The organism is Streptomyces sp. JK94, assembly GCF_053613315.1.
This window is the reverse complement of the sequence record NZ_JBSICH010000017.1, coordinates 188,511-211,070: the sequence shown is the minus strand read 5'-3', so window position 1 is coordinate 211,070 and position 22,560 is coordinate 188,511. Positions and strand designations below refer to the sequence as shown.

Annotated in this window: 19 protein-coding genes; 9 read left to right on the top strand and 10 right to left on the bottom strand. The window is 74.6% G+C overall.

Going from position 1 to position 22,560, the window contains the following annotated elements:
* The first annotated feature begins 183 nt into the window (after window positions 1-183).
* Complete coding sequence (locus tag ACVV2G_RS17925) at window positions 184-1,227, top strand: polyprenyl synthetase family protein (protein ID WP_453843701.1); 1,044 nt, start codon at window positions 184-186, stop codon at window positions 1,225-1,227.
* On the opposite strand, the gene ACVV2G_RS17920 is transcribed toward ACVV2G_RS17925, so the two are convergent.
* The 3 genes from ACVV2G_RS17920 to ACVV2G_RS17910 all read right to left on the bottom strand — a co-directional run bounded on the left by ACVV2G_RS17920 (window position 1,150) and on the right by ACVV2G_RS17910 (window position 4,173).
* Window positions 1,150-1,692 carry a terpene synthase family protein gene (locus ACVV2G_RS17920; RefSeq protein WP_453843700.1) on the bottom strand — a complete coding sequence of 181 codons (543 nt, stop codon included), beginning with the start codon at window positions 1,690-1,692 and terminating at the stop codon, window positions 1,150-1,152. The two genes, ACVV2G_RS17925 and ACVV2G_RS17920, sit on opposite strands and share 78 nt — an antisense overlap.
* Before the next feature lie 976 nt (window positions 1,693-2,668).
* Window positions 2,669-3,832, bottom strand: coding sequence for a S1 family peptidase (locus ACVV2G_RS17915; protein ID WP_453843699.1), 1,164 nt, complete (start codon window positions 3,830-3,832; stop codon window positions 2,669-2,671).
* Window positions 3,833-4,026: 194 nt separating this feature from the next.
* Window positions 4,027-4,173, bottom strand: a complete 147-nt coding sequence (locus tag ACVV2G_RS17910; protein WP_453843698.1) for a hypothetical protein — start codon at window positions 4,171-4,173, stop codon at window positions 4,027-4,029.
* A 275-nt stretch (window positions 4,174-4,448) separates the two neighbouring features.
* Between ACVV2G_RS17910 and ACVV2G_RS17905 the strand changes: the two genes are divergently transcribed.
* From ACVV2G_RS17905 to ACVV2G_RS17875, 7 genes are all read left to right on the top strand, one after another.
* Window positions 4,449-4,955 carry an SRPBCC family protein gene (locus ACVV2G_RS17905; RefSeq protein WP_453843697.1) on the top strand — a complete coding sequence of 169 codons (507 nt, stop codon included), beginning with the start codon at window positions 4,449-4,451 and terminating at the stop codon, window positions 4,953-4,955.
* On the top strand, window positions 4,948-6,567 hold the full coding sequence (locus ACVV2G_RS17900; RefSeq protein WP_453843696.1) for a phytoene desaturase family protein: 1,620 nt from the start codon (window positions 4,948-4,950) through the stop codon (window positions 6,565-6,567). Before ACVV2G_RS17905 ends, ACVV2G_RS17900 begins: the two co-directional genes overlap by 8 nt.
* Before the next feature lie 49 nt (window positions 6,568-6,616).
* On the top strand, window positions 6,617-7,498 hold the full coding sequence (locus ACVV2G_RS17895) for an SDR family oxidoreductase (protein WP_453843695.1): 882 nt from the start codon (window positions 6,617-6,619) through the stop codon (window positions 7,496-7,498).
* 788 nt (window positions 7,499-8,286) lie between these two features.
* On the top strand, window positions 8,287-9,801 hold the full coding sequence (crtI, locus tag ACVV2G_RS17890) for a phytoene desaturase family protein (RefSeq protein ID WP_453843694.1): 1,515 nt from the start codon (window positions 8,287-8,289) through the stop codon (window positions 9,799-9,801).
* Complete coding sequence (locus tag ACVV2G_RS17885) at window positions 9,798-10,805, top strand: phytoene/squalene synthase family protein (protein WP_453843693.1); 1,008 nt, start codon at window positions 9,798-9,800, stop codon at window positions 10,803-10,805. Before crtI ends, ACVV2G_RS17885 begins: the two co-directional genes overlap by 4 nt.
* Entirely contained in the window at window positions 10,802-11,824 is a 1,023-nt protein-coding gene (locus tag ACVV2G_RS17880) for a Rieske (2Fe-2S) protein (protein ID WP_453843692.1), read from the top strand. Before ACVV2G_RS17885 ends, ACVV2G_RS17880 begins: the two co-directional genes overlap by 4 nt.
* A gap of 15 nt (window positions 11,825-11,839) precedes the next feature.
* Window positions 11,840-12,328 carry an MSMEG_6728 family protein gene (locus ACVV2G_RS17875; RefSeq protein ID WP_453843691.1) on the top strand — a complete coding sequence of 163 codons (489 nt, stop codon included), beginning with the start codon at window positions 11,840-11,842 and terminating at the stop codon, window positions 12,326-12,328.
* A 5-nt stretch (window positions 12,329-12,333) separates the two neighbouring features.
* Here the strand turns inward: ACVV2G_RS17875 and ACVV2G_RS17870 are convergent, their stop codons facing one another.
* From ACVV2G_RS17870 to ACVV2G_RS17850, 5 genes are all read right to left on the bottom strand, one after another.
* A complete protein-coding gene (locus ACVV2G_RS17870; protein ID WP_453843690.1) occupies window positions 12,334-13,083 on the bottom strand; it encodes a hypothetical protein in 750 nt (249 codons plus the stop codon).
* A 422-nt stretch (window positions 13,084-13,505) separates the two neighbouring features.
* A complete protein-coding gene (locus ACVV2G_RS17865) occupies window positions 13,506-15,578 on the bottom strand; it encodes an iron ABC transporter permease (protein WP_453843689.1) in 2,073 nt (690 codons plus the stop codon).
* A 7-nt stretch (window positions 15,579-15,585) separates the two neighbouring features.
* Window positions 15,586-16,569: an ABC transporter substrate-binding protein gene (locus ACVV2G_RS17860; protein WP_453843688.1), complete on the bottom strand. Its 984-nt coding sequence runs from the start codon at window positions 16,567-16,569 to the stop codon at window positions 15,586-15,588.
* The gene (locus ACVV2G_RS17855; protein ID WP_453843687.1) at window positions 16,566-17,426 is read right to left on the bottom strand and encodes an ABC transporter ATP-binding protein; all 861 of its coding nucleotides are present in this window, start codon (window positions 17,424-17,426) and stop codon (window positions 16,566-16,568) included. Before ACVV2G_RS17855 ends, ACVV2G_RS17860 begins: the two co-directional genes overlap by 4 nt.
* A 227-nt stretch (window positions 17,427-17,653) precedes the next feature.
* Window positions 17,654-18,832 (bottom strand): spore photoproduct lyase family protein, encoded by a 1,179-nt coding sequence (locus tag ACVV2G_RS17850; RefSeq protein WP_453843686.1) that lies wholly within the window; start codon window positions 18,830-18,832, stop codon window positions 17,654-17,656.
* 158 nt (window positions 18,833-18,990) lie between these two features.
* On the opposite strand from ACVV2G_RS17850, the gene ACVV2G_RS17845 reads away from it, so the two are divergent.
* Entirely contained in the window at window positions 18,991-19,176 is a 186-nt protein-coding gene (locus tag ACVV2G_RS17845) for a hypothetical protein (protein ID WP_053126814.1), read from the top strand.
* 34 nt (window positions 19,177-19,210) lie between these two features.
* Here the strand turns inward: ACVV2G_RS17845 and ACVV2G_RS17840 are convergent, their stop codons facing one another.
* Both ACVV2G_RS17840 and ACVV2G_RS17835 read right to left on the bottom strand, forming a co-directional pair.
* Entirely contained in the window at window positions 19,211-20,002 is a 792-nt protein-coding gene (locus ACVV2G_RS17840) for an SAM-dependent methyltransferase (protein WP_453843685.1), read from the bottom strand.
* Between the two features lie 429 nt (window positions 20,003-20,431).
* The gene (locus ACVV2G_RS17835; RefSeq protein ID WP_453843684.1) at window positions 20,432-22,477 is read right to left on the bottom strand and encodes a beta-galactosidase; all 2,046 of its coding nucleotides are present in this window, start codon (window positions 22,475-22,477) and stop codon (window positions 20,432-20,434) included.
* Window positions 22,478-22,560 lie beyond the last annotated feature (83 nt).

The window sequence follows — 22,560 nt, the reverse complement described above, 5'->3', positions numbered from 1 at the left end:
TCGGCTGGGTGCATGGTCGTAGTGCTGGGCTGCTTCGGTGATCTTTCGCCGTACGGTGCGCCACGCCCGCTCCGGCCTGCCGCGGCAGCCGATTGACTGACGGTGCGGCCGACACTGCGCCGGGCGAGCGCCGTGGGTCTTCCGCCGCCCGTCTTCCTGCCCTGCTGTCGTGAGGAGTAGTACGTGTCGCAGATCACCGACTCGGCTCCGGCGGGTGCCTTCCCGCGTCTGGACTGGGTCGACGACGTGCTGTCGCCCGCCCTGCGGGCGGCGGTCGAGTCGCTGCCCGCCGCGGAGAGCCTGGTGGCCAGGTACCACCGGGGCTGGTGCGAGGCCGACGGCGCGCCCCGCGGGTCCGTGTCCGGCGGCGGCAAGGCGGTGCGTCCGGCTCTCGCCCTGCTGTCGGCGGTCGCCGTCGGCGCGGACCCGTCGGCCGCGGTCCCCGGCGCCGTGGCGGTCGAGCTGGTGCACGACTTCACCCTGCTGCACGACGACGTCATCGACGGCGACGCGCTGCGTCGCCACCGTCCCGCCGCCTGGTCCCTGTTCGGCACCCCCGCGGCCGTACTCACCGGGGACGCCCTGCTGGTCGCCGCCCTGCGCGCCCTGGCCCAGGCGCCGCCGGGGCGGGCGGGCGCGGCCGTGCAGGAACTCGTGGCCGCGCTCTCGGAACTCGTGGAGGGGCAGAGCCAGGACGTCGCCTTCGAGAAGTCGCACGACGTCTCGGTCGCGGACTGCCTGGCCATGGCCGCCGGCAAGACGGGAGCTCTGATCGGCTGCGCCTGCGCCCTGGGCGGCGTGCTGGCCGGCGCGGACGGCGTCCGGTTGGGCGGACTGCGGGAGTTCGGCCGGCGCCTGGGCGTGGCCTTCCAGTGCACGGACGACATCCTCGGCATCTGGGGCCGCACCGCGCGCAGCGGCAAGCCGGTCGGCGCGGACCTGGCAGCCCGCAAGAAGTCGCTGCCGGTCGTGGCGGCCCTCGCGGCACCCGGCCCGGCGGCCGAGCGGCTGCGTGAGCTGTACCGGGCTCCGCACCCGCCGGGGGCGGCCGACATCGACCTGGCGCGCCACCTGGTGGAGGAGGCCGGGGGGCGGCAGGCGGCCGAGGACGAGGCACGCCGCCAGATGGCGGCCGCGCTGCGCGCCCTGTCACTGGCGCGGCCGACCGCGGACGCCTACCGCCAACTGCACGACATCGCCCGGGCGATGACACGCCGCGAGTCCTGAAACGCCGCCCGACGACGGCAGCCGCATCGTCAGGACGTCGTCCAGGCCCGGCATGCGCCCGGCCGCCTGGTTGCCGGTCTGCCAGACCACGCCCGACAGCCAGGCGCGATGGGCGTGCACGAACCGGCTCACCTGTGTGGGCGGCGCGAAGCCGCGGAATTGGCGCACGATGTCCTGCAGAGCCCTGGCGAACCGGTCCGTGCTCACCGCCGAATCCGTCTCGCAGGCCCGCTGCACCTGGCCGGCCAGCGCGTTGCACTGCGCGGACCGGCTGCTGAGCGGACCGCGGTCGCACCGGGCGTCGTCGAAGGCGAAGGCCCAGTACACCCACAGGGCCGCCGCCAGCAGCCGGTCGCCGTCCGCGACCGGGGCGAACCGGGCGAAGAAGTCGGTGCTGTGCGTCGCCACGGCCCAGGCGCGCTCCCGCTCCGAGGCGCACATCCCGATGTCGCCGATCCATTGCACGGCCTGCTTCTCGACCTGTCGGACACGGGGGTGAACGGCTGACTCGAATGGACAGAAAACCGGTGGCAATTCCACGCCGGACACGCGGTACGCGGGGGCCCCATGGCAGACACATCTTCCGGGAAAGGGATCGGAACTCGTTCACGATCACGGGGAACCGGCCGATCGAATGGCGGGAGGCCATGCCCGCCCGACGGCCGCTGTCCATCGAAAGAACTGCCTCCTCGCCGCGGTCGACCGGCCGTGACGATCACTCGTCCGGTGCAGTGTCGCCGCGCCCTCCCGGGGCAGTCGCACTTCGTGCCCCGCCGCGCAGTCCTCCCGCGCCGGGGCGGCGGGACGTGCCGCGGCCGGGATCCCCGAGTCGGCCGCGGCACTCCCTCGCCGGTCCCCCGGCGCCGCCCTGTCCGGTTCGAGTGCGCGTCCTGTCCGCCGCGACGGGTTGTCGGCCGCCGGAGATCGCGGGCCCTGGTGGCGCTCGTCAACAGCACCGCGGGTGCGGGCCGTCCGGGACTCGCACTGGCCGCGCTCGCCCTGCCGGCGGCGCTGCTCGACCTCTGCGCCCGCTTCACCGCCGCTGCGGGAACGGCCCTCCTGTGCCGGCTGTCCCTCGACGGCTGCGCCGTCCCGCCCGTCGGCACGACGGCCTGGACGGCCCGGCGGGACGCGGTCCGGCCGGCCCGTCTGCTCGGTGCGGCGCTCGTCGGCACGGCCCCGGCCCGCCTGGTCCACGCGTGGTCCGCCGGCCGCCGGCTGACCACGGCGACCGGCCCCCGGGGCGACGGAGGCGGGCGCCGGGCGGCTTCCGGCCCGTGTGACCCGTACGCGCGAACGGCGGCGGAAGGCGGGCCGCACCGGGGAGGGCTCGGCAGGGAAGCTTTGCCGGGGCGGGCCCGGCAGGGAAGCTTCGCCGGGGAAGACGGGGCAGGGGAGGGCTTCGCCGGGACATCGGCGAAGCCCTCCCCGCCGTACCGGATCAGGCTGTGTGCAGGGTCAGCCCGTAGCGGTTCAGAATCTCGTTGACGGGCTGGAACCAGGTCTCCCCGCCGCCGGAGCAGTTGCCCCAGCCGCCCGAGGTGACGCCCTGTGCCTGGTCGCCGCTGATGAAGGAGCCACCCGAGTCGCCGCCCTCGGCGCAGACACTGGTCTTCGTCATCTGGTGCACCGCGCCCTGGCTGTAGTTGACCGTCTCGTTCTTGGCCAGCACGGTGCCGCAGTGCCAGTGGGTGGTGGAGCCGGAACGGCAGATCGAGGCGCCGACGGGAGCCTCGTTCGAGCCGCGCACCAACTGGTCGGAGACCGTGCCCCAGCCGAGCACGACCGGTACCGTCCACCAGCCGCTGCCGACGCTGACCCAGGCGTAGTCGTTGCCCGGGAAGGAGGAGCCCTGGAACGTGCCGATGTGTGAGCCGTCCCAGCCGCGGACCGCCCCTCCCACACCGCCGCAGTGCCCGGCGGTGACGAACCCGCCGTGCACCGAGAAGCCGATGGAGCAGCGGACGTTGCCGGTGTAGTAGGGGTCGCCGCCGACGGTGCCCGCCGCGAAGGTCTGCGGAGCGGATCCCACCGTGCGCACCGTGACGGGGCCGGTCTCGCGGGCCCGGGACACGAACTGCTGGACATCGTTGTCGGTGCGCTCGCTCGCGACCACGTCGACGACCACGGTGTTGGCGGTCGGGTCGACGTGCCAGCTGCTCACGCCGGCGGGTGCGTCGAGGCGGTCGATGCGTGCCTTGGCCGCGTCGAGCCGCCGTGCGCTGTGCTCGACGGTGCGGACGTGGACGCCGGTGGCCTCGACCGCCCGGACCGTCGCGGGCGGCGCGTCCGCGGTGACGGCGACGGTCAGGCGTCCGCGGGCGGCGTCGAACCAGGAGCCGCCGAAGGCGTCCCCGGCGGCCCGGCGTGCGGTGGGGGCGAGGGCGGTGGCGCGGTGTTCGGCCGCGAGCCGGTCCTCGGCCTCGGCCCGGGTCAGGCCGAAGTCCCGCTGCATGGCGTCCAGAAGGCCGGCGGAGGCCGCGGGGGCCCCGGCGGAGTCGGTGGGGGAGTCGGCCGCCGAGGCCGGCAGCGTGCCGACCGCGGTGAGGCTGCCGAACACGAGGAGGCCGGCCAGGCCGAGGTGCCTGAGTCTGCTGCGTCTCACGGAAGTTGCCCTTCGTCGTTCCAACTGGGTGGGGGTGGAACAACCGCAGTCTGAGAGCGCTCTCATCGGGTTGCGCCCAGCTTAGCCAGACCTCATCGACAGGTCCATGCCAATGCAGGGTCTTTCCGCGGTGGTGTCCGCGCCGGTAGCCGGGGCCTCGCGGTGGAGCGCGCCGCCGGCCGGCCGGCGGCGGGTCACATCCGCAGGTCCGCCGGGTCGGTGACCCACCGCGTGTCCGGCCGCTCCGCCGGCCCGAACGCGAGCGTGCCGCCGCGCGGGGCCGTCCGGGACCCGGTCCACGCGGCGCCCCGCGCGCGTCCGTCGACCCGTACGGAGTCCACGTACCGGTGGGTGGCGTCGGCGGGCGCCGTGACCGTGAGCCGGGTTGCCGGCCGGGGAGGAGGGGAGGGGGGTGAGCCCGCGCTGTGGGGGCGACGGTGGCTCCGGGTCCTCTCGCGCGCGGCGGCCCCGCGGCCGGGTCCGGCTCCCGGGCCCCCTGGCGCACGCGGCCCCGTGGCCGGGTCCGGTGGGGCAAGTCCGTCCGGTTGGCCTGACGAGGACGGGGCACTCAGTGCTGCGACCTCGCAGTGACGGTTACGGGACGCGGGAGGCACGCGTGGCGGTTCGGCATCGGTTGGTCCAGGCTAGTCCCCGGGCGGTGTGGGACATCCTCGCGGACGGCAACCAGTACGTGGAGTGGGTGGTGGGCCCGTCGGACGTCACCCCGACGTCCGGACGGTGGCCGGAGGTCGGCGCGACGATCACCTACGAGGTGCGGCTCGGGCCGGTGCGGCTGCAGAACGAGTCGGTCGTCAGGCACTGCGTGCCGGGCTCCGTGCTGGAGATCGAGGCCAAGGCGGGCAGCCTCGGCACAGCCCGCATCGCCATCGAACTGCGGCCCTGGGGCGAGCAGTGCCTCGTGATCGTGGACGAGCACCCGCTGCGCGGCCCCGGCGGGGCGCTGCACAACGTGGGCGTCGAAGCGCTGATCCAGGTGCGGCACCGTGCCATGCTCTCCCGGCTCGCGAAACTGTGTGAGTCCGAGGCGGGGGAGCAGCGCCGCCCCGACTCGGCGGACTCGCCCGGGTCCGTGGAGTTCCGGCCGGGAGCCGGTCGTGCCTGACGCCGTCGTGATCGGGTCCGGTCCCAACGGCCTGGTGGCGGCGAACCTGCTCGTGGACGCGGGCTGGAGCGTGGAGGTCCTGGAGGAGCAGCCCGAGCCGGGCGGCGCGGTGCGCCACGACAGCGAGGTCGCCCCCGGATTCGTCAGCGATCTGTTCAGCTCGTTCTACCCGCTCGCCGCCGCCTCCCCGGTCCTCGCCGGGCTGCGTCTGCAGGACCACGGACTGCGCTGGGGGCACGCCCCCCACGTGCTCGCACACCCCCTGACCGACGGCACGTGCGCGGTCCTGGACCGCGACGTCGCGACCACCGCCGCCTCCCTGGACACGTTCGCGCCCGGGGACGGTGCCGCCTGGGACCGCCTGCACGAGGTGTGGGACCGCTACCGGGCCGACATCCTGGACGCGCTCTTCACCTCCTTTCCGCCGGTCAAGGCGGGAGCCCGGCTGGCGCTGCGGCTGCGCGGCGGGGGCGGGCTCCGGCTGGCGCGCACCCTGGTGCTGCCGGTGCGCCGCATGGGCGAGGAGGAGTTCCGCGGCGAGGGCGGAAAACTCCTCCTGGCCGGCAACGCCCTGCATGCCGACCTCGCGCCCGAGGCCGCCGGAAGCGGCGGCTTCGGCTGGCTGATGTCGATGCTGGGGCAGACCTACGGCTTCCCCGTGCCGGTCGGCGGTTCCGGTGCGCTCACCGCGGCCCTGGTCCACCGGTTGCGGGCCCGCGGCGGGACCCTGCGCTGCGGGCAGCGCGTCGAGCGGGTCCTGGTCCGCGACCGGCGCGCGGCGGGCGTCCGCACGGCGGGCGGGGAGACGGTCGCCGCACGGCACGCCGTCCTCGCGGACGTGTCCGTGCCCGCCCTCTACGGCGACCTCGTCGCCCCTGAGCACCTGCCCGCCCAGGTTCTCGCCGACCTGCGGCGCTTCGAGTGGGACTTCGCCACCTTCAAGGTGGACTGGGCCCTGGACGGTCCCGTGCCCTGGCGCTGCGAGGGCGCGGCGCGGGCCGGGACCGTGCACCTGGCCGACGGTCTCGACGAGCTGACCCGGTTCGCCGCCCAGATCGCCATGCGACAGGTCCCCGACCGCCCCTTCTCGCTGTTCGGGCAGATGACGACCACGGACCCGTCCCGCTCGCCGCGCGGCACGGAGTCCGCCTGGGCCTACACCCACGTCCCCCACGACATCCGGGCCGACGCCGGCGAGGAGGGCATCACCGGCAGCTGGGACGCCAGGGAGCAGGAACTCATGGCCGACCGCGTCGAGCGCCAGGTGGAACGCTTCGCGCCCGGATTCCGCGGGCTGATCCGGGCCCGCCGTGTGCTGGCGCCGCCGACGCTCCAGGCCATGAACGCCAACCTGGAGGGCGGCGCCATCAACGGCGGCACCACCGCCATGCACCAGCAGCTCGTCTTCCGGCCCATGCCCGGCACCGGCCGGCCGGAGACACCGGTGACCGGCCTCTTCCTCGCCTCCGCGAGCGCGCACCCGGGAGGCGGGGTGCACGGGGCGCCGGGCGCCAACGCCGCGCGCGCAGCCCTGCGCCAGCACCGCTTCGCGGGACTCGCCCGGGTGCAGCGGGCTCTGACCCGCCGCGACCGCATCGGAGACAAACGGTGAGACGTCCGCCTCCGGCCGCTCCCGCTCCCCCCGAGAAAGGGGCCACCCGGTGACAGACAGCCCTCTGCGGAACCGCACCGTCGTGGTGACCGGCGCCGCGCGCGGACTGGGTGCCGCGCTGGCGCACGCGTGCGCCGGCCGGGGCGCCCGGCTCGCGCTGCTCGGCCACGAGAAGCCGCGGCTGGACGCCGTGGCGGCCCGGCTGCCGGGACCGGCCCTCGCCCTCGAGGTCGACGTCACCGACCCCGCCGCGCTGGACGACGCCGCCGACGAAGTACGCGGACGCCTCGGACCGCCGTCGGTCGTGGTGGCGAACGCGGGCATCGCGGAAGGGGGCCCGTTCGCCACGTCGGATCCGGCCGAGTGGGGCCGCGTCATCGACGTGAACCTGACCGGCAGCGCCCACACGGCCCGCGCCTTCCTGCCGGACCTGCTCCGCACCGCGGGCTATCACCTCCAGATCGCGTCGCTCGCCTCGCTGGGCGCCGCCCCCATGATGAGTGCCTACTGCGCGTCGAAGGCGGGCGTGGAGGCGTTCACCCACTCACTGCGCGCCGAGGTGGCCCATCACGGGATCGCCGTGGGCATCGCCTACCTCAACTGGACCGACACCGACATGATCCGCGACGCCGACCGGTACGCGGTCCTGCGCGAGTTGCGGGCGCACATGCCGGCCCCGGCCCGCCGCACCTTCCCGGCGGACCACGTCGCCGCCCGGCTGGTGCGCGCCGTGGAGCGCCGCCGTACCGCCGTGTACGTGCCCGGCTGGCTGCGCCTGGCGCAGGTGGGGCGCATGACCCTGCCGCCCGTGGTCATGCGGCTGTCCCGCCACGAGCTGCCCCGGCTGGAGGCCGAGGGGGCCATGGCTCCCACCGGCCCGCTCGGCGCGGGCGGACGGGCCGACCGCTCGGCGGAGGAGACGCAGGCGTGAAGCGCAGGGGCCGCGGTGCGTCGCTCGCCGGGCCCGCGCGAGGCTCGCCGGGTGCTGCCGCAGGGCGCCGGGCCGCCGCATCGGCGACGGGGGTACGACGGGCCCGTACGGAGGCCAGTGACCGCCGTAGGTCGTTCGGTACATGTCCCGCAGGGGCTCAGGTCCACCCACCACGGCGATCGGTGGCGCGCCGTACGGCCCCGGTCCAAGCCGCGACGGCGGAGGGCCCCCGCGGCGTACGGCCCCGGTTCCACCCGCGACGGCCCCCGCGCCATACGGCCTCGGCCCCGCCCGCGACGGCGGACGGTGGCGGCCTGAAGGGCCTCGACGGCGGTCGGTTCGCCCTGTGAGGCTCCGCCTCCCACCGGCCGCCCCCGTGCCGTCCGCGCAGGCACGGCGTGCCGGACGCTCCGGGGCGGATGGCGTCCGGCGGCCGGTGACCCGTCGGCGTACGTCCGTGGGCCGCATGCTCACCGGTCGGACGCCCGCCGGCCGCCTGCCCGCCGGACGGGTGACTGCCGGGCGGGAACGGGCCCGGGCGGCGTCGTACGTGAGGCGGCGGGGGAAGGCATGACGCCGAGTCGCCCGCCAGACCGCGGCCGCCGTCGGAGGGTGCGCCCGCCGGTGCATCCACGGCGCGCCGCCCGACCGAAGTATCCGCAGCAGCCGAGGTGCCGGCACGGCTCACCGCCGCGGCCGACGACGAGAGGATCCGGGATGTGCCCCAGCACGGCAGACGACGGCGTACGGCAGCCGCGCGACCGGCCGGCCGCGGGTGTGGGCCCGCGATGAGGACGGTGACCGGACGCACCGACCACGTGGTGGTCGTCGGGGCGGGGCTGGCGGGGCTGTCCGCCGCCCTGCACCTGCTGGGCTCCGGACGGCGGGTGACGGTCGTGGAGCGTGACCCGCTGCCCGGCGGCCGTGCCGGACGACGCGAACTCGGCGGCTACCGGATCGACACGGGCCCGACCGTGCTGACGATGCCCGACCTGGCCGACGAGGCCTTCGCGGCCGTCGGCGACCGGCTGGCCGACCGTGTGGAACTGCTGCCCCTGCACCCCGCCTACCGGGCGTGCTTCGCCGACGGCGGAACGCTCGACGTGCACACCGGGGCGGCCGCCATGGAGGCGGAGGTCGAACGGTTCGCCGGGGCACGGGAGGCCGCCGGGTACCGACGGCTGCGCGCCTGGCTGCACCAGCTCTACACGGTGCAGATGCGCCGGTTCATCGACGCCAACTTCGACTCGCCGTTCAGCCTGCTCACCCCCGACCTGGCCCGGCTCGCCGCCCTCGGCGGCTTCGGCCGGCTGGACGCGCGCATCGGACGGTTCCTGACCGACGAGCGGCTGAAACGGGTCTTCTCCTTCCAGGCCCTGTACGCCGGTGTCGCACCGGCCCGGGCGCTCGCCGCCTACGCCGTCATCGCCTACATGGACACCGTGGCCGGCGTGTACTTCCCGCGCGGCGGCATGCACGCCCTGCCCCGCGCCATGGCGGAGTCCGCCGCCGACGCCGGAGCCGACCTCCGCCTCGGACAGGACGTCACCCGTCTGGAACGGTCCGGCGACCGCGTCACCGCGGTGGTCACCGCCCACGAACGCATCCCGTGCGACGCCGTCGTCCTCACCCCCGACCTGCCCGTCGTCCACCGGCTGCTGGGCCGCCGCCCGCGCCGGCCGGTCGGTCTGCGGCACGCTCCCTCCGCCGTCGTCCTGCACGCCGGAACCAGCCGTACGTGGCCGCACCTCGCCCACCACACGCTCTCCTTCGGCACCGCGTGGCGGCGGACCTTCGACGAACTCACCAGGACCGGCTCCCTGATGACCGACCCCTCCCTGCTGATCACCCGGCCCACCGCCCACGACCCCTCGCTGGCTCCCGGGGGCCGCCACCTCCACTACGTCCTCGCGCCCTGCCCCAACACCGACATCGGACCGGACGCCCGGGCCTGGGACGACCTCGCGCCCCGCTACCGCGACCGTCTGCTCACCACCCTGGAACACCGGGGACTGACCGGCATCGCGGCCGCCATCGAGGAGGAGTGCCTGGTGACACCGGCCGACTGGACCGCCCAGGGGCACGCCGCCGGCACCCCCTTCTCGGTGGCCCACACCCTCGCGCAGACGGGCCCCTTCCGCCCCCGCAACCTGGTGCGCGGCACGGGCAACGCGGTCCTCGCGGGCTGCGGGACCACCCCGGGGGTCGGCGTGCCGACCGTGCTGATCTCCGGGAAACTGGCCGCCGCCCGCATCACCGGAGCACCGGCACGCCGTACGGCGGCGAAGGGCGGGCACCGATGACCCGGCGCGAACTGGACGCGGCGGGCATCACCGACCCGGCCCTGCGCGACGCCTACGCCCGCTGCCGGGCCCTCAACGCCCGGCACGGCCGCACCTACTTCCTGGCGACCCGCCTCCTGCCCGCCGACCGCAGACCGGCCGTGCACGCCCTGTACGGATTCGCGCGGTGGGCGGACGACATCGTCGACGACATGGGCGCCGAGGCGACGACCACCGAGCGCGCGGCCACCCTCACCCGGCTCGAGGACCAGCTCCGGCAGGCGCTGACCGGTGCCCGGCCGGCCGGCGAACCCGTGGTGGCCGCCCTGGCCGACACCGCCGCCCGGTACCGCATCGACCCGGCGCACTTCACCGACTTCATGGCCTCGATGCGCAGCGACCTCACGGTGACCGACTACGCCACCTACGACGACCTGCGCGCCTACATGCACGGCTCGGCCGCCGTCATCGGCCTGCAGATGCTGCCCGTGCTCGGCACCGTGACCCCCCGGGACCGGGCCGCCCCGCACGCCGCCGCTCTGGGCCTCGCCTTCCAGCTGACCAACTTCCTGCGGGACGTCGGCGAGGACCTCGACCGGGGCCGCGTCTACCTTCCGGCGGACCTGCTGGCCGCACACGGCGTCCGGCGGGACCTGCTGCTGTGGAGCCGGCGCACCGGCCGCCACGACCCCCGCGTCACCGCCGCGCTGCGGGCCGCCGAGGACCTCACCCGCTCCGTCTACCGGGAGGCCGCCCCCGGACTGGGCATGCTGGACCCCGTCGCGCGCCCCTGCATCCGCACGGCGTACGTGCTCTACCGCAACATCCTCGACTCCATCGCGGAGAGCGGGTACGCGGTACTGCACCGGCGCGCGGTGGTGCCCCGCCGCCGGCGCGCCGTCGTCGCCGCCGACGGGCTGGTCCGGGTGCTGGCCGCCCGGCTGGGCGCACGCGGTGGCGCCGCTCGCGGGAGGCCGGCGGTGCCGTGCAGGAACGACGCCTACTCCGCGAAGGAGGCCGGATGAAGCCACCCCCCAGCCCCCGCCGGGGCCGCTGGCCCCTGCGGCTGCGCCGTCGGCCCGTGCCCTGGCAGAACCAGCGACCGACCTGGCGCGAGGCGCGCCCCGCCCTCATCGCCGGGGCGCTCAAGCGGGCCCTGGACCGTCCCTCGGGCAACTGGTTCGTCCTCGGCGCGAGCACCGGCGTACGGCCCACCCGCCCGCTGTCCGGCACGGTCGCGGGCGTCGAGGTCGTCGTCTGGCGGGACGCGACGGGACGCCTGGTGGGCGGTCCCGGCGCGTGCCCCCACCTCGGGGCACCGCTGGCCGACAGCCCGGTGCGGTGCGGCACGCTGGTGTGCCACTGGCACGGACTCGCCCTTGAGGGCACGGCGTTCGCCGGCTGGGAGCCCCTGCCGGTGCACGACGACGGTGTCCTGGTGTGGGTACGGCTGGACGCCGTGGGGGAGGAGGCCCCGACCCCGGCACCGGTCGTGCCGGAGAGGCCGCCGCGAGCGACGGCCCTGACGTCCGTCTGGCGCGGGGTCGGGGTCTGCGAACCCGAGGACGTGGTCGCCAACCGGCTGGACCCGTGGCACGGCGCCTGGTTCCACCCGTACTCCTTCGTGGACCTCACCGTCGTCGGCGCCCCCGACGACGGATCGGGGGCCGCCGAGGACGACGACCGCTTCGCCGTGGACGTGTCCTTCCGGCTCGCCGGACGCCTCGTCGTGCCCGTACGGGCCGAGTTCACCGCACCGGAGCCCCGCACCGTCGTCATGCGCATCACCGACGGCGAGGGCACCGGGTCCGTCGTGGAGAGCCACGCCACGCCGCTCGGCCCCGACGAACTCGGCCGGCCGCGCACCGCGGTCGTCGAGGCGGTGCTGGCCACCTCGGACCGGCCCGGTTTCCCGGTGGCCCGCCGCCTGGCACCCGCCCTGCGCCCGCTGATGCGCGCCGCCGCCGGACGTCTGTGGCGCGATGACCTCGCCTACGCCGAACGCCGCAGACAACTGCGCGACCAGGGCCGGTTCCCCGGCTGACCGGACAGGAGCGGCATGCAGACCTTCCTCCCCCACCCGGACTTCTCCGAGTCGGCGCTGGCCCTGGACCGCCGCCGGCTGGGCAAGCAGCGGGTCGAGGCGCTCCAGGTGCTGCGCGGCCTGACCGTGCCCGGCTACGGCTGGCGCCACCACCCGGCGGTGCGGATGTGGACGGGTTACGAGGAGGCACTGGTGCGGTACGGCCTGGAGGTCTGCCGCGTCTGGCGCGAGCGGGGCCACCAGGACAGCTGCGCGGCCTCACTCGTCGCCGGACTCGCCGTGTGCCGTCCGGGCGAGCCGGTGCGGGACCAGCCGGCACTGGCGCGCGCCGGGGAGTTGCCGCCCTGGCTCGGGGACGAGGCCTTCCACCGCAGCCACCGGTCGGCGCTGGTGCGCAAGGAGCCCGAGGTCTACGCCGAGCTGTTCCCCGGCGTCCCGGACGACCTGCCGTACGTGTGGCCCGCCTCGGACCGGGCGGGCGGGGCCGCGCGGAGCGCCCCCTAGCGGGGTCAGGCCTGCTGCCCGCCGGCCAGTTCCTTCAGGTCGACGGTCTGGTCGGCCGGCGGCTGCTCGGGGCTCACCGGCTCGTTGTAGTCGCTGAAGGTGACGCTGCCCGAGTTCTTGCCGCCCTCGGTCGTGCTCTTGAGGATGTACGGCTCGCCCTCCGTGGCGACGTACAGGACGAGGGTCTCGCCGGAGGACTTCTCCTTCGTCAGCTCCAGCGCCTCCTCGCCGTTCACCTCGGTCGTGCCGCCGCGCTTCATGCCCTGGCGCTCGGACTTGTCCTCGTCCATCGCGGCGATGAAGCCCTGCTTGTCGCAGACACCCGCGGTCGCGGCGTCGTTGGCCGGCATCTTCACCCACTTGTCCTGCAGCTTCGGTGCCATCTTCTGCGCCGCGTCGGGCTGCTGCTTCAGAGCGTTCTGCCAGTACTGTTCGTCACCGCGCAGGAAGAAGGTGGCGTCGGTGTGCCGCACGTCCGCGCGGGAGTCGGCGGCGCCGATGGTGCCCTGGCAGTTCTTCTCCTGGTCGACCGAGACGTCGATGGTGACGGTGTTGCCGTCCTCCAGGCTGGTGTCGCCCTTCACGTGCACGGACTTCGCCTGCTGGGTCGCCTCCACGGCCTTCGCGGCGATGTCGTCGGCGCTCTGCCCGTCGAACGGCTTGCTCTCGCCGCCGGAGTCGCCGCCGCAGCCGGTCAGCAGGGCGACGGAGACGCCGGCGGTCGCCACGGCGCTTGCCACTTTGAGGGTGCGCACTGACAGTCCCTTCCCATGTCGGTTCATAACCATCAAGTCCCTTGTTTTCCCGACGTGTTGGCACCGGGACGTTCCGACTACCCCGGATTGCCGCGACATGCACACGAAGGAGAATCGGTGATGTCGGTGTGTGGGCCGGCAGGTGGAGCACGCCGGCTCTCCGGAGAGCCGGTCGGCGAGCCGGGAGACGGCCCTGCCCTGATCGGTGAGCAGCGGGGCGACGTGGTTGAGCAGGCCGCTGCCGGCCCCCGGCGGCACGACCGGCTCGTAGGTGGCCTTCGCGCCCGTGGCCGCGCGGACCGGGCCGGCCGGCTTCAGCCATGACGGTTCAGTGACTTGACGGATCGTCCGACAGCGGGCCGGGTGGGGGACGGCGGGGCGCGGACACCCGGCGTCCGGGCCGTCCCCCGGCCGGGCGGTCGTTACCGGCGGCTGCGTACCAGGAGGTACAGGAAGTACGGCGTACCGATGACGGCCGTCATCAGTCCGGCGCCGAGCTGGGCCGGGGCGATCACCGTGCGGCCGATCAGGTCGGCCGCGCAGACGAGCGTGGCGCCGAGCAGCAGTGCGACCGGCACGACCCGGACGTGCCGCCTGCCCACGAGGGCGCGGGCCGCGTGCGGGGCCACGAGCCCGACGAACGCGATGGTGCCCGCGCAGGCCACGGCCGTCGAGCTGAGCACGACACTGAGCACCAGGAAGCCGAGGCGCCCCGGAGCCAGGCGCAGACCCAGCAGCCGCGGCGTGTCCTCGTCCAGCGAGACCAGGTCCAGCTCGGTGCGCCGGGCGACGGCCACCACGACGCCGACGGCCAGCGCCAGCGCCACCGGCACGACGTCCGGCATGGTCCGCCCGTAGGTGGAACCCGACAGCCAGGTCAGCGCCTTGGTCGCGTTGAACGGGTCGGTGAGCACGATCAGCAGACTGATCAGCGCCGTCGTCGCGGCGGCGACGCCGATGCCGACGAGGACCAGCCGGTTCTGCTGGAAGCCGCCACGGGCGGCCAGCCCGAAGACCAGGACCGCGGTGAGGCCGGACCCCGCGAAGGCGGCACCGGCGATCCCCCAGGTCCCGGCGACCGGTGCCGTGGTCACCAGGACCACGGCACCCAGCGCGCCGCCGCCGGTGACGCCGAGGACGCTCGGTTCCGCGAGCGGGTTGCGGGTGACCGCCTGCACCAGCGTGCCGGCCAGGGCGAGCGCCGCCCCCGCGCAGAGCGCGGCGAGCACCCGGGGCACGCGGGTGTCCAGGACGAAGGAGACGGTCCGCCCGGCCCTGCCCTGCGCCCAGTTGACCACGTCGCCGAGCAGCAGCTTGCTGTCGCCGACCAGCACCGCGGCGACCACGAGGCCGGCCAGGACGGCGGCCAGGACGGCCACCGTGGCCAGGAACACCGTCCGGCTCGGGACGCGCAGCCGGTCCGGGGCGCCGGACCCGGCCGTGTCGCGCAGCCGCAGCGCCATGGCGACCAGGAAGACGGCACCGACCAGGCTGGTGACCACGCCCGTGGGCACGGCCACCGCCAGGTCGTCCGTGATCAGCGCCCGCAGCAGCACGTCCGAGCCGAGCACCAGGGCCATGCCGGTCAGTGCCGCCGCCGGCATCGACGCACGGGAGCGGGCGAAGCCGCGGAAGCGGCGGGAGAGCGGGCGTACCAGAGCGGGGGCGCACAGGCCGACGAAACCGATGGGACCGGCCAGCGTGACCGCGGCGGCGGACAGCAGCGCCGCCAGGACCACGACCGTGACCCGGGTGGCCCGCACCGGGACGCCCAGCCCGCGCGCCGCGTCGTCGCCGAGCGCCAGGGCGTCCACCCGACGGGCGGTCAGCAGCAGGCCCGCCAGGCCGACGAGGACGAGGGGCAGCGTCTGCAGGACTCCGTCGAAGCCGTTCTGGGCGATGCTGCCCTGGTTCCACTGGTAGAGGCCCTCGGTCTGCTCGGGGAAGAGCAGGAGCAGTCCCTCCGTCATGGAGTTCAGGCCCAGCATCAGCGCGGTGCCGGCGAGGACCAGCCGTACGGTGCCCGTGCCGAGACCGGACAGGCCGAGCACGACGGCCGCCGCCGCCAGGCCGCCGAGGAAGGCGACACCGGAGGAGGCGATCATCGGGAGCGAGACGCCGGTGACGCCGGCCAGCCCGAGCGCCAGGTAGGAACCGGCGTTCACGGCCAGGGTGTCGGGGGAGGCCAGCACATTGCGGCTGACCGCCTGGAGCACCGCGCCGGCCATGCCGAGGGCGGCGCCGACCAGCAGGCCGGCGGTCATCCGCGGCAGACGCGAGGCGATGACGACGGACGCGTCGCCGGGGTCGGCCTGCCCGGTCAGGGCCTTGACGACCTCGGACGGGCCGACCGCGGCGGTTCCCTGGGCGATGTCGACGACGGCCAGGGCGGCGACCAGCAGGACGAGCCCGGCCGTCACCGCTGCCGCGCCCGACCGGGACACGGGAGCCGTCGTCGAGGGACGGGCAGCGGGTTCGGTGGCGGTGACGGCCATGGACTCGCTACTTCGTCAGCGCGCCGACGAGGGCGGCGACGTACGCCTCCATCGACCCGGGGCCACCGAACATCCAGATGCCGTCGTCCAGCCGGTGCACGTCGCCGGACTCGACGAACGGCAGGGACTTCCACACCGAGTTCTTGGCGAGGGGGCCGGTGAACGGGGTGGCGCTCGGGTCCTCGTCGTTGCCGATGTAGGCGAAGTGCACGTCCTCGGGCAGGTCCGTCAGACCCTCCACGTCGGTCGTGCCGAGACCGTAGGCCGGGTCGCCCTTCACCTTCCAGGCGTTCTCCAGGCCCAGCGCCTCGTTGACCTCACCGATGAGGGAGGTCGCGGTGTAGGGGCGGATGGAGACCTGGTTGGAGGCGACGTAGCCGTCGGCGAAGGCGATCCGCCGGCCGTCGAAGCCGGCGTCGGCCAGGGACTTCTTGCCCTCGGCGATCTTCTTCTCGAAGTTCTCGCGGACCGCCTCGGCCTGGTCCGTGGTGCCGGTGGCCTTGGCGATCAGGTCGACGTTCTCGAGCATCTGCTCGATCTGGCCGGTGCCGTCGGCGGAGGTGACCTCCATCACCGGGGCCACCTCGCGCAGCTGCTTGACCGCGGCGGCGGGCAGGTCCGTGGTGGCGACGATGAGGTCGGGCGCGAGGGAGGCGACGGTGTCCATGCTCGGCTCGCCGCGCGTGCCGATGTCCTTGGGCTCGTTCTTGAGCGGAACGGCGCTGTCCCAGGTCCGGTAGCCCTTGACGTCCGCGACGCCGACCGGGTCGACGCCCAGCGACACGAGGCTCTCGACGACGTTCCACTCGGTGGCGACGACCTTGGTGGCCGGCCCGTCGAGCTTCACCTCGGTGCCCTTGCCGTCCTTGAGCGTGATCGCCTCGGAGGCCTTCTTCTCCGTCTTGTCGGCGGCGGGTTCGGTGGTGCCGCAGGCGGCGAGGGTGAGCGCCGCGGCGGTGGTGGCGGCCGCGGTGAGCAGGAGGCGTCTCATGAGGTGGTGCCGAGCCTTTCGGTTCGTATGTGGTGGCGGCCGATCGGGCGAGTGCGCAGCCGGCCGGTGAGGGGGTCGGTGTCGACGTCGATGCGGATGCCGTAGACGGCGGTCAGCCGTTCCGGCGTCAGCACGTCCTCCGGCGGGCCGTCGGCGACGATCCGGCCCGCCGCGAGCAGCGTGATCCGGTCGGCGACGGCCGCCGCCTGGTCGAGGTCGTGCAGGACGACGCCGACGGCGATGCCGTGGTCGTCCGCCAGCTCGCGGATGAGGTCGAGGAGTTCGACCTGGTAGCGCAGGTCCAGGTAGGTCGTGGGTTCGTCCAGGAGCAGGACGCCGGTCTCCTGGGCGAGGCAGCTCGCGAGCCAGACCCGCTGCAACTGCCCGCCGGACAGGTGGTCGGCGCCGCGGTCGGCGAGGCCGTCGACGCCGGTGAGGGCCAGTGCCCGGTCGACGGCGGCCGGTCCGTCCGGATCCGGCCGCCCCCAGCGGCCCCGGTACGGATAGCGGCCGAACTCGACGACGTCGCGCACGGTCAGGCCGCCCGGCGTCGGACGCCCCTGGGTCAGCAGGGCGACGTACCGCGAGAACTCACGGGACGTCAGCGCCATCCCGTCGATGTCGCCGTCGATCCTGAGCGTGGCACTGCGGGCCCGCTGCAGTCGGGCGACGGTCCGCAGCAGCGTCGACTTGCCGCTGCCGTTCGGCCCGACCAGGACGGTCACCTCACCGGGCCGGAGCCCGACCGCCGCGTCGTGCACGACGTCGGCCCCGTCGTACGCGACGGTCACTCCCGTGGCCGACAGCTCATGTCCGCGCAGGCGCGGGCTGCCGGCTGCGTCTTCACCTGATCTCACATGGTGAAGGTTAGCCTAACCTAAAAAGTGCTGGTAGAGGCGGGGTCAGCACGGCGCCGGCGGCGGCCTGGCGCCGCCCTCCCTCCCGGCCGGGCGTCCTTCCCAACTCTCCTTCCGCAGCGGTGATTTACCTGATCCCGCTCGGGTTGGGGGCCACGGGCGGAGGAGGCGAATCCCGTCGATTCCCAGGAGGGTGGGGCCGGCGGGGGCGGACGTCGCAGGGCGCCTCAGAAGGCGTACCGGATGCGCAGCCAGGGCGCGTGGGCGGTGACCACGGCACGGAGCCGGGCGACCGCGTCGGCCTTGACGCCGTTGCGGTAACGCACGTTCAGCGCGCCGTTCTCCGAACGTTTGGCCTGCTGCAGGTCCGGCCGCCACAGCACCTCCTCGGCGCGGGGGTGCCAGCCGAGGTTGACCTCGTGCAGTTCCCGGTTGTGCGTCAGCATGATCACCTCGGCGGCGGCCTGCCGCTTGACCCGGTCCGGCAGGACGTCGTCGAGGTGCCGCAGCAACTCCGTCCACGCCTCCTCCCAGCCCGGCCGCACCACCACCGGGGAGAGGTTGAAGTGCACCTCGTACCCGGCGTCCAGGAAGTCGCCGGCCGCGGCGATGCGCTCGGCGACCGGCGAGGTGCGCACGTCCAGCAGCCGGGAGTCGTCGGGCGGCATCAGGGAGAAGCGGATGCGGGTCCGGCCGCGCGGGTCGAGGGCCAGCAGGTCGGGGTTGACGAACTTGGTGGCGAAGGACGCCTTGGCCGTCGGCCACTGGCGGAACGCATGGACCAGGTCCGCGGTGTTGTCGCAGATCAGGGCGTCCACGGAACAGTCGCCGTTCTCGCCGACGTCGTAGACCCACGCCTCGGGGTCGCACTGGTTCGGCTCGGGCTTGGGTCCCTGCCGGGCGATGTGCCGGCCCAGGTGGGCGATGATCCGGTCGGTGTTGGTGAAGACGGTGACGGGGTTGGCGTACCCCTTGCGGCGTGGTACGTAGCAGTAGGCGCAGGCCATCGCGCAGCCGTTGGTGGCGCCGGGGGCGATCCAGTCGGCGGACCGGCCGTTGGGGCGTGTGGTCAGCGTCTTCCTCTCGCCGAGGACGAGCGTCTCGCCCTTGACCCGCACCCACCGCTCCACGTTGCCCTCGTTGCCGTGCAGGCCGGGGATGCGCCAGTGGGAGTCCACCTCGATCACCCGTGCCTCGGGGAACCGGGCGAGGACCTGCCGGCCGCGCGGCGAGGCGGCCGCCGCCGGCTCGGCGTGGATCTCCCGGACCGGCAGCAGACGGCGCGCGGCGGCCGAGTCCCGGAAGAGCGGTCCGGCGGGCGCGGGCGCGGGCGGGCCGGGAGCGAGTGCGTCCAGGCCGAACAGGGTGCCGGAGCCGTCGTCCGGTGCGGTGGACGGGTCGTGCATGGGGTCTCCGGAGCGAGGTGCGGTGCGGACCGGGCGACGGGCGCCGCGGGTCCCTTCCCTCCACTGTACGAAGCGCGGGGCGTCGGCGGCTGTGTCACACGTCCCGTCCGGGGCATACGCGTGGCACGGCACCGCCCCGGTGCCCCCGATTCGAAGGGATGTACACCGTGCTCGCCATCATCGCGGCGGTCCTGTTCCTCATCGCCTGGCTGATCAACGCGGCGGAGGTGTCGACCAACGACGTCTTCACCTCCACCAACGTGATGCTCGTCGGCCTCGCCCTGCTGGCCCTGCACGTCGCCGGGATCGGCAGCGGCTGGGCGGCACGCGGGCGCCGCCGCTGAGGCCGCCCGCCCCTGCGCCGGGGGGCGCGGGCCCTCAGGGGATGCGTGCCACGGCCGCGTAGATGCCGCACTGCTCCGGCGCGGGCGGCTCCTGGTCCGCGTCGTACCACTCGGTGGCGGTGACCAGCCCGGGCGGCAGCAGCTCCAGGCCGTCGAAGAAGCGGGCCACCTCCGCCCGGGTGCGGAAGCCCAGGCGGATGCCGCCCTTGGCGTACTGGGCGATCACCTGCTCCGCCAGCTCGGGGAAGATGTCGATCGCCGCGTGCGACAGGACCAGGTGGCTGCCCGACGGGAGCGTCTCGACCAGGCCGCGGACGATGCCGTGCGCGTCCTGGTCGTCCGGCACGAAGTGCATGAGGGCGATCAGCGACAGCGCGACGGGCCGGTCGAAGTCCAGGATCTCGCGGGCGTGCCGCACGATCTCCTCCGGCTCGCGCACATCGGCCTGGATGTAGTCCGTGACCCCCTCCGCACTGCTGACCAGCAGGGCCTGTGCGTGCCGCAGGACGATGGGGTCGTTGTCGGCGTACACGACCCTGGCGTTCGGCACCGTCCGCTGGACGATCTGGTGGAGGTTGGGCTCGGTCGGGATGCCCGTGCCGATGTCCAGGAACTGGTCGATGCCCCGCGCGGCGAGGGACGCCGCCGCGCGGTTCATGAAGGCGCGGTTCTGCCGCGCCGCGTCCCGCGCCTCGGGCGGCAGTTTCTCCCCCACCGCCTCGTCGACGGGGTAGTTGTCCTTGCCGCCCAGCAGCCAGTCGTAGACACGCGCCGGGTGGGCCCGGCTGGTGTCGATGTGGGGAGGCTGGGAATGGTCCGTCGTCATGGCAGGCTCCGTGGTCCGGGAGGTGACGCTCCGCCGCAGTGTCCGATCATCGTACTGCCCCGTCACCGGGCCCATGTGCGGGGCGGGCGGCGGACGTTGTCGCCCGCCCCGGGAGCAGCGCCCGGGCGGCCGTCCCGGGATCACCCGCCGGGCGGGGCAGGGTGCGGGGCGGACGGCAGGACCACTCCCGGTCCGCTTCGGTGATCTCGCGCAGCACCCGCGGAGGCGTCGGCCGGCTCCTCGCCCCGCCGACGCTCCTCCTCCAGCCCCTCCAGCCCCTCCAGCCACGGCGCGCCGTCCGAGTACCGCTCCTGTCCCGCCGTCCCGCGGCGGACCTCGGTCTCCCGCGGGTCGGACGTCGTGCGGTGTCCTCCAGCCGGTGTGTGCGTGGGCGGCCGGCGCGCCCGGCGGACAGGGCGGGGTGTGCGCTCAGGCGGCGGGTGTGCGCAGCACGGCGACGCCCCGGGGACCGAGGACGACGGCGCCGTCGTCGCCGGTGCCGCCCACCAGGACGTCGCCGGCGAGCCCCGGGACGGTCACGGACCCGTCGGTCCGGTTGACCAGGAACAGGAAACGGCCGCCGGGGCCGCGGCGCACCGTGGCCTCCACCGATCCGCGCACCGCGGCGGGCAGGTCGCTCGCCACGCCCGCCGGTTCCAGCAGTCGCGGCAGCAGCGAGGCGAGCCCCTCGGCGCCGAGCCGAGTGGAGACGTAGGCGGCCGAACCGCTGCCCGCCGGACGCCGGGTGACGGCCGGCCGGCCCGCGTGCGCGCCGGTGCGGTAGTGGGCCAGGACCTCGGTCTGCGGCGCGGTGACCGTGATGTGGTCGGTCCACAGGGAGCCGGTGCTCGCGTCGTCCAGCTCCACGGTCTGCCCGGCGGGCAGCGGACCGAACTCCTCGACGCGGATGCCGAGCAGGTCCCGCAGGGCGCCCGGGTAGCCGCCGAGCCAGATGTGGTCGTTCTCGTCGACGACACCGGAGAAGTACGTCGTGACCAGGTGTCCGCCCTGCTCGGCGTACCGCGTGAGGTCCTTGGCGAGTCCGGCCGGGACCAGGTGCAGCACGGGCGCGATCAGTACCCGGTGCCGGCTCAGGTCCGCGCCGGTGGGGACGACGTCGGCGCGGATGCCGAGCGAGAGCAGCGCGGAGTACCAGTCGAGCGCCTCCCGGTGGTAGTCGAGCAGCGACGTGGGGTGCGAGTCCTGCTCGCTCGCCCACCACGACTCCCAGTCGAAGAGGATGCCGACCTCGGCGGGCTCGCGCTCGCTCCCGGCGACCGGCGCCAGGGTCTTCAGCGTGTCGCCGAGCGCGGTGACCGCGCGGAACAGGTCGCTGTCGGCGCCGGCGTGCGGGACTATCGCCGAGTGGTACTTCTCGGCACCGGCCGCCGACTGGCGCCACTGGAAGAAGCAGACCGCGTCCGCGCCGTGCGCCACGTGCGTCAGGGAGTCCCGGGCCAGTTCGCCCGGCCGCTTGGCGAGGTTGACCGGCTGCCAGTTCACCGCGCTGGTCGAGTGCTCCATCAGGAACCACGGACGACCGCCGGCGATGCCGCTGGTCAGGTTCGCCGAGAACGACAGCTCGTCGCGTTCCCGGCCGTTCGGCACGACATAGTGGTCGTTGGCGACGAAGTCCACCTCGGCCGCCCAGTCCGCGTAGTTCATGCCCTTGATCCCCGGCATCACCATGAAATTGGTGGTCACCGGGACGTCGGGCGTCAGCTCCCGCAGCACCCGGCGCTCCGCGCGCAGGTGGTCCTTGAGCACGTCCGACGAGAAGCGCTTGAAGTCCAGCTGCTGGGTCGGGTTCGGGTGGGAGGCGGCCAGCCGCGGCGGCAGGATCTGCTCCCAGTCGCTGTAGCGCTGCGACCAGAACGCCGTGCCCCAGGCGTGGTTGAGGGCGTCCAGCGTCGTGTACCGCGTGCGCAGCCAGTCGCGGAAGGCACGGGCCGCGTCGTCCGAGAAGTCGTACGCGTTGTGGCAGCCCAGTTCGTTGTTGACGTGCCAGGCGACCAGGGCCGGGTGACCGGCGTAGTGGCTCGCCAGCTTCCCGACCAGACGCAGGGCGTGCTCGCGGAAGACCGGCGAGGTGGGGCGCCAGTGCTGGCGCGCGCCCGGCCACAGCGTCTCGCCCCGCTCGGTGACCGGGAGGATCTCCGGATGCGCCGTGGTCAGCCACGGTGGCGGGGACGCGGTGGCGGTGGCCAGGTCGACGCCGACGCCGTTGTCGTGCAGCAGGTCCATGACGTCGTCGAGCCAGGCGAAGTCCCAGACGTCGGGACCCGGCTGGAGGCGGGCCCAGGAGAAGATGCCCACGGACACGACGTTCACGCCGGCCTCGCGCATCAGCCGTACGTCCTCCTCCCACACCTCCCGGGGCCACTGCTCGGGGTTGTAGTCGGCGCCGAAGCCGAGACGGGGGACGGGCGCGCCGTCCGCCCCGCGCTGGAGGCGGGACAGGAGCGTGGAGATCATGGCGGTCCTTCCGGTGGGGTCGTGCGGCCCGGGGGCGGCGCGCGGGCCGCGCGCCGCCCCCACGGGCCGCGGCATCGCGTTGC

Bases quoted from the DNA above. Each gene is read 5' to 3' on its own strand.
- crtI (WP_453843694.1), top strand. From the start codon at position 8,287: ATGAGGACGGTGACCGGACGCACCGACCACGTGGTGGTCGTCGGGGCG.
- ACVV2G_RS17885 (WP_453843693.1), top strand. From the start codon at position 9,798: ATGACCCGGCGCGAACTGGACGCGGCGGGCATCACCGACCCGGCCCTG.
- ACVV2G_RS17880 (WP_453843692.1), top strand. From the start codon at position 10,802: ATGAAGCCACCCCCCAGCCCCCGCCGGGGCCGCTGGCCCCTGCGGCTG.
- ACVV2G_RS17875 (WP_453843691.1), top strand. From the start codon at position 11,840: ATGCAGACCTTCCTCCCCCACCCGGACTTCTCCGAGTCGGCGCTGGCC.
- ACVV2G_RS17865 (WP_453843689.1), bottom strand. From the start codon at position 15,578: ATGGCCGTCACCGCCACCGAACCCGCTGCCCGTCCCTCGACGACGGCT.
- ACVV2G_RS17860 (WP_453843688.1), bottom strand. From the start codon at position 16,569: ATGAGACGCCTCCTGCTCACCGCGGCCGCCACCACCGCCGCGGCGCTC.
- ACVV2G_RS17850 (WP_453843686.1), bottom strand. From the start codon at position 18,832: ATGCACGACCCGTCCACCGCACCGGACGACGGCTCCGGCACCCTGTTC.
- ACVV2G_RS17845 (WP_053126814.1), top strand. From the start codon at position 18,991: ATGTACACCGTGCTCGCCATCATCGCGGCGGTCCTGTTCCTCATCGCC.
- ACVV2G_RS17840 (WP_453843685.1), bottom strand. From the start codon at position 20,002: ATGACGACGGACCATTCCCAGCCTCCCCACATCGACACCAGCCGGGCC.
- ACVV2G_RS17835 (WP_453843684.1), bottom strand. From the start codon at position 22,477: ATGATCTCCACGCTCCTGTCCCGCCTCCAGCGCGGGGCGGACGGCGCG.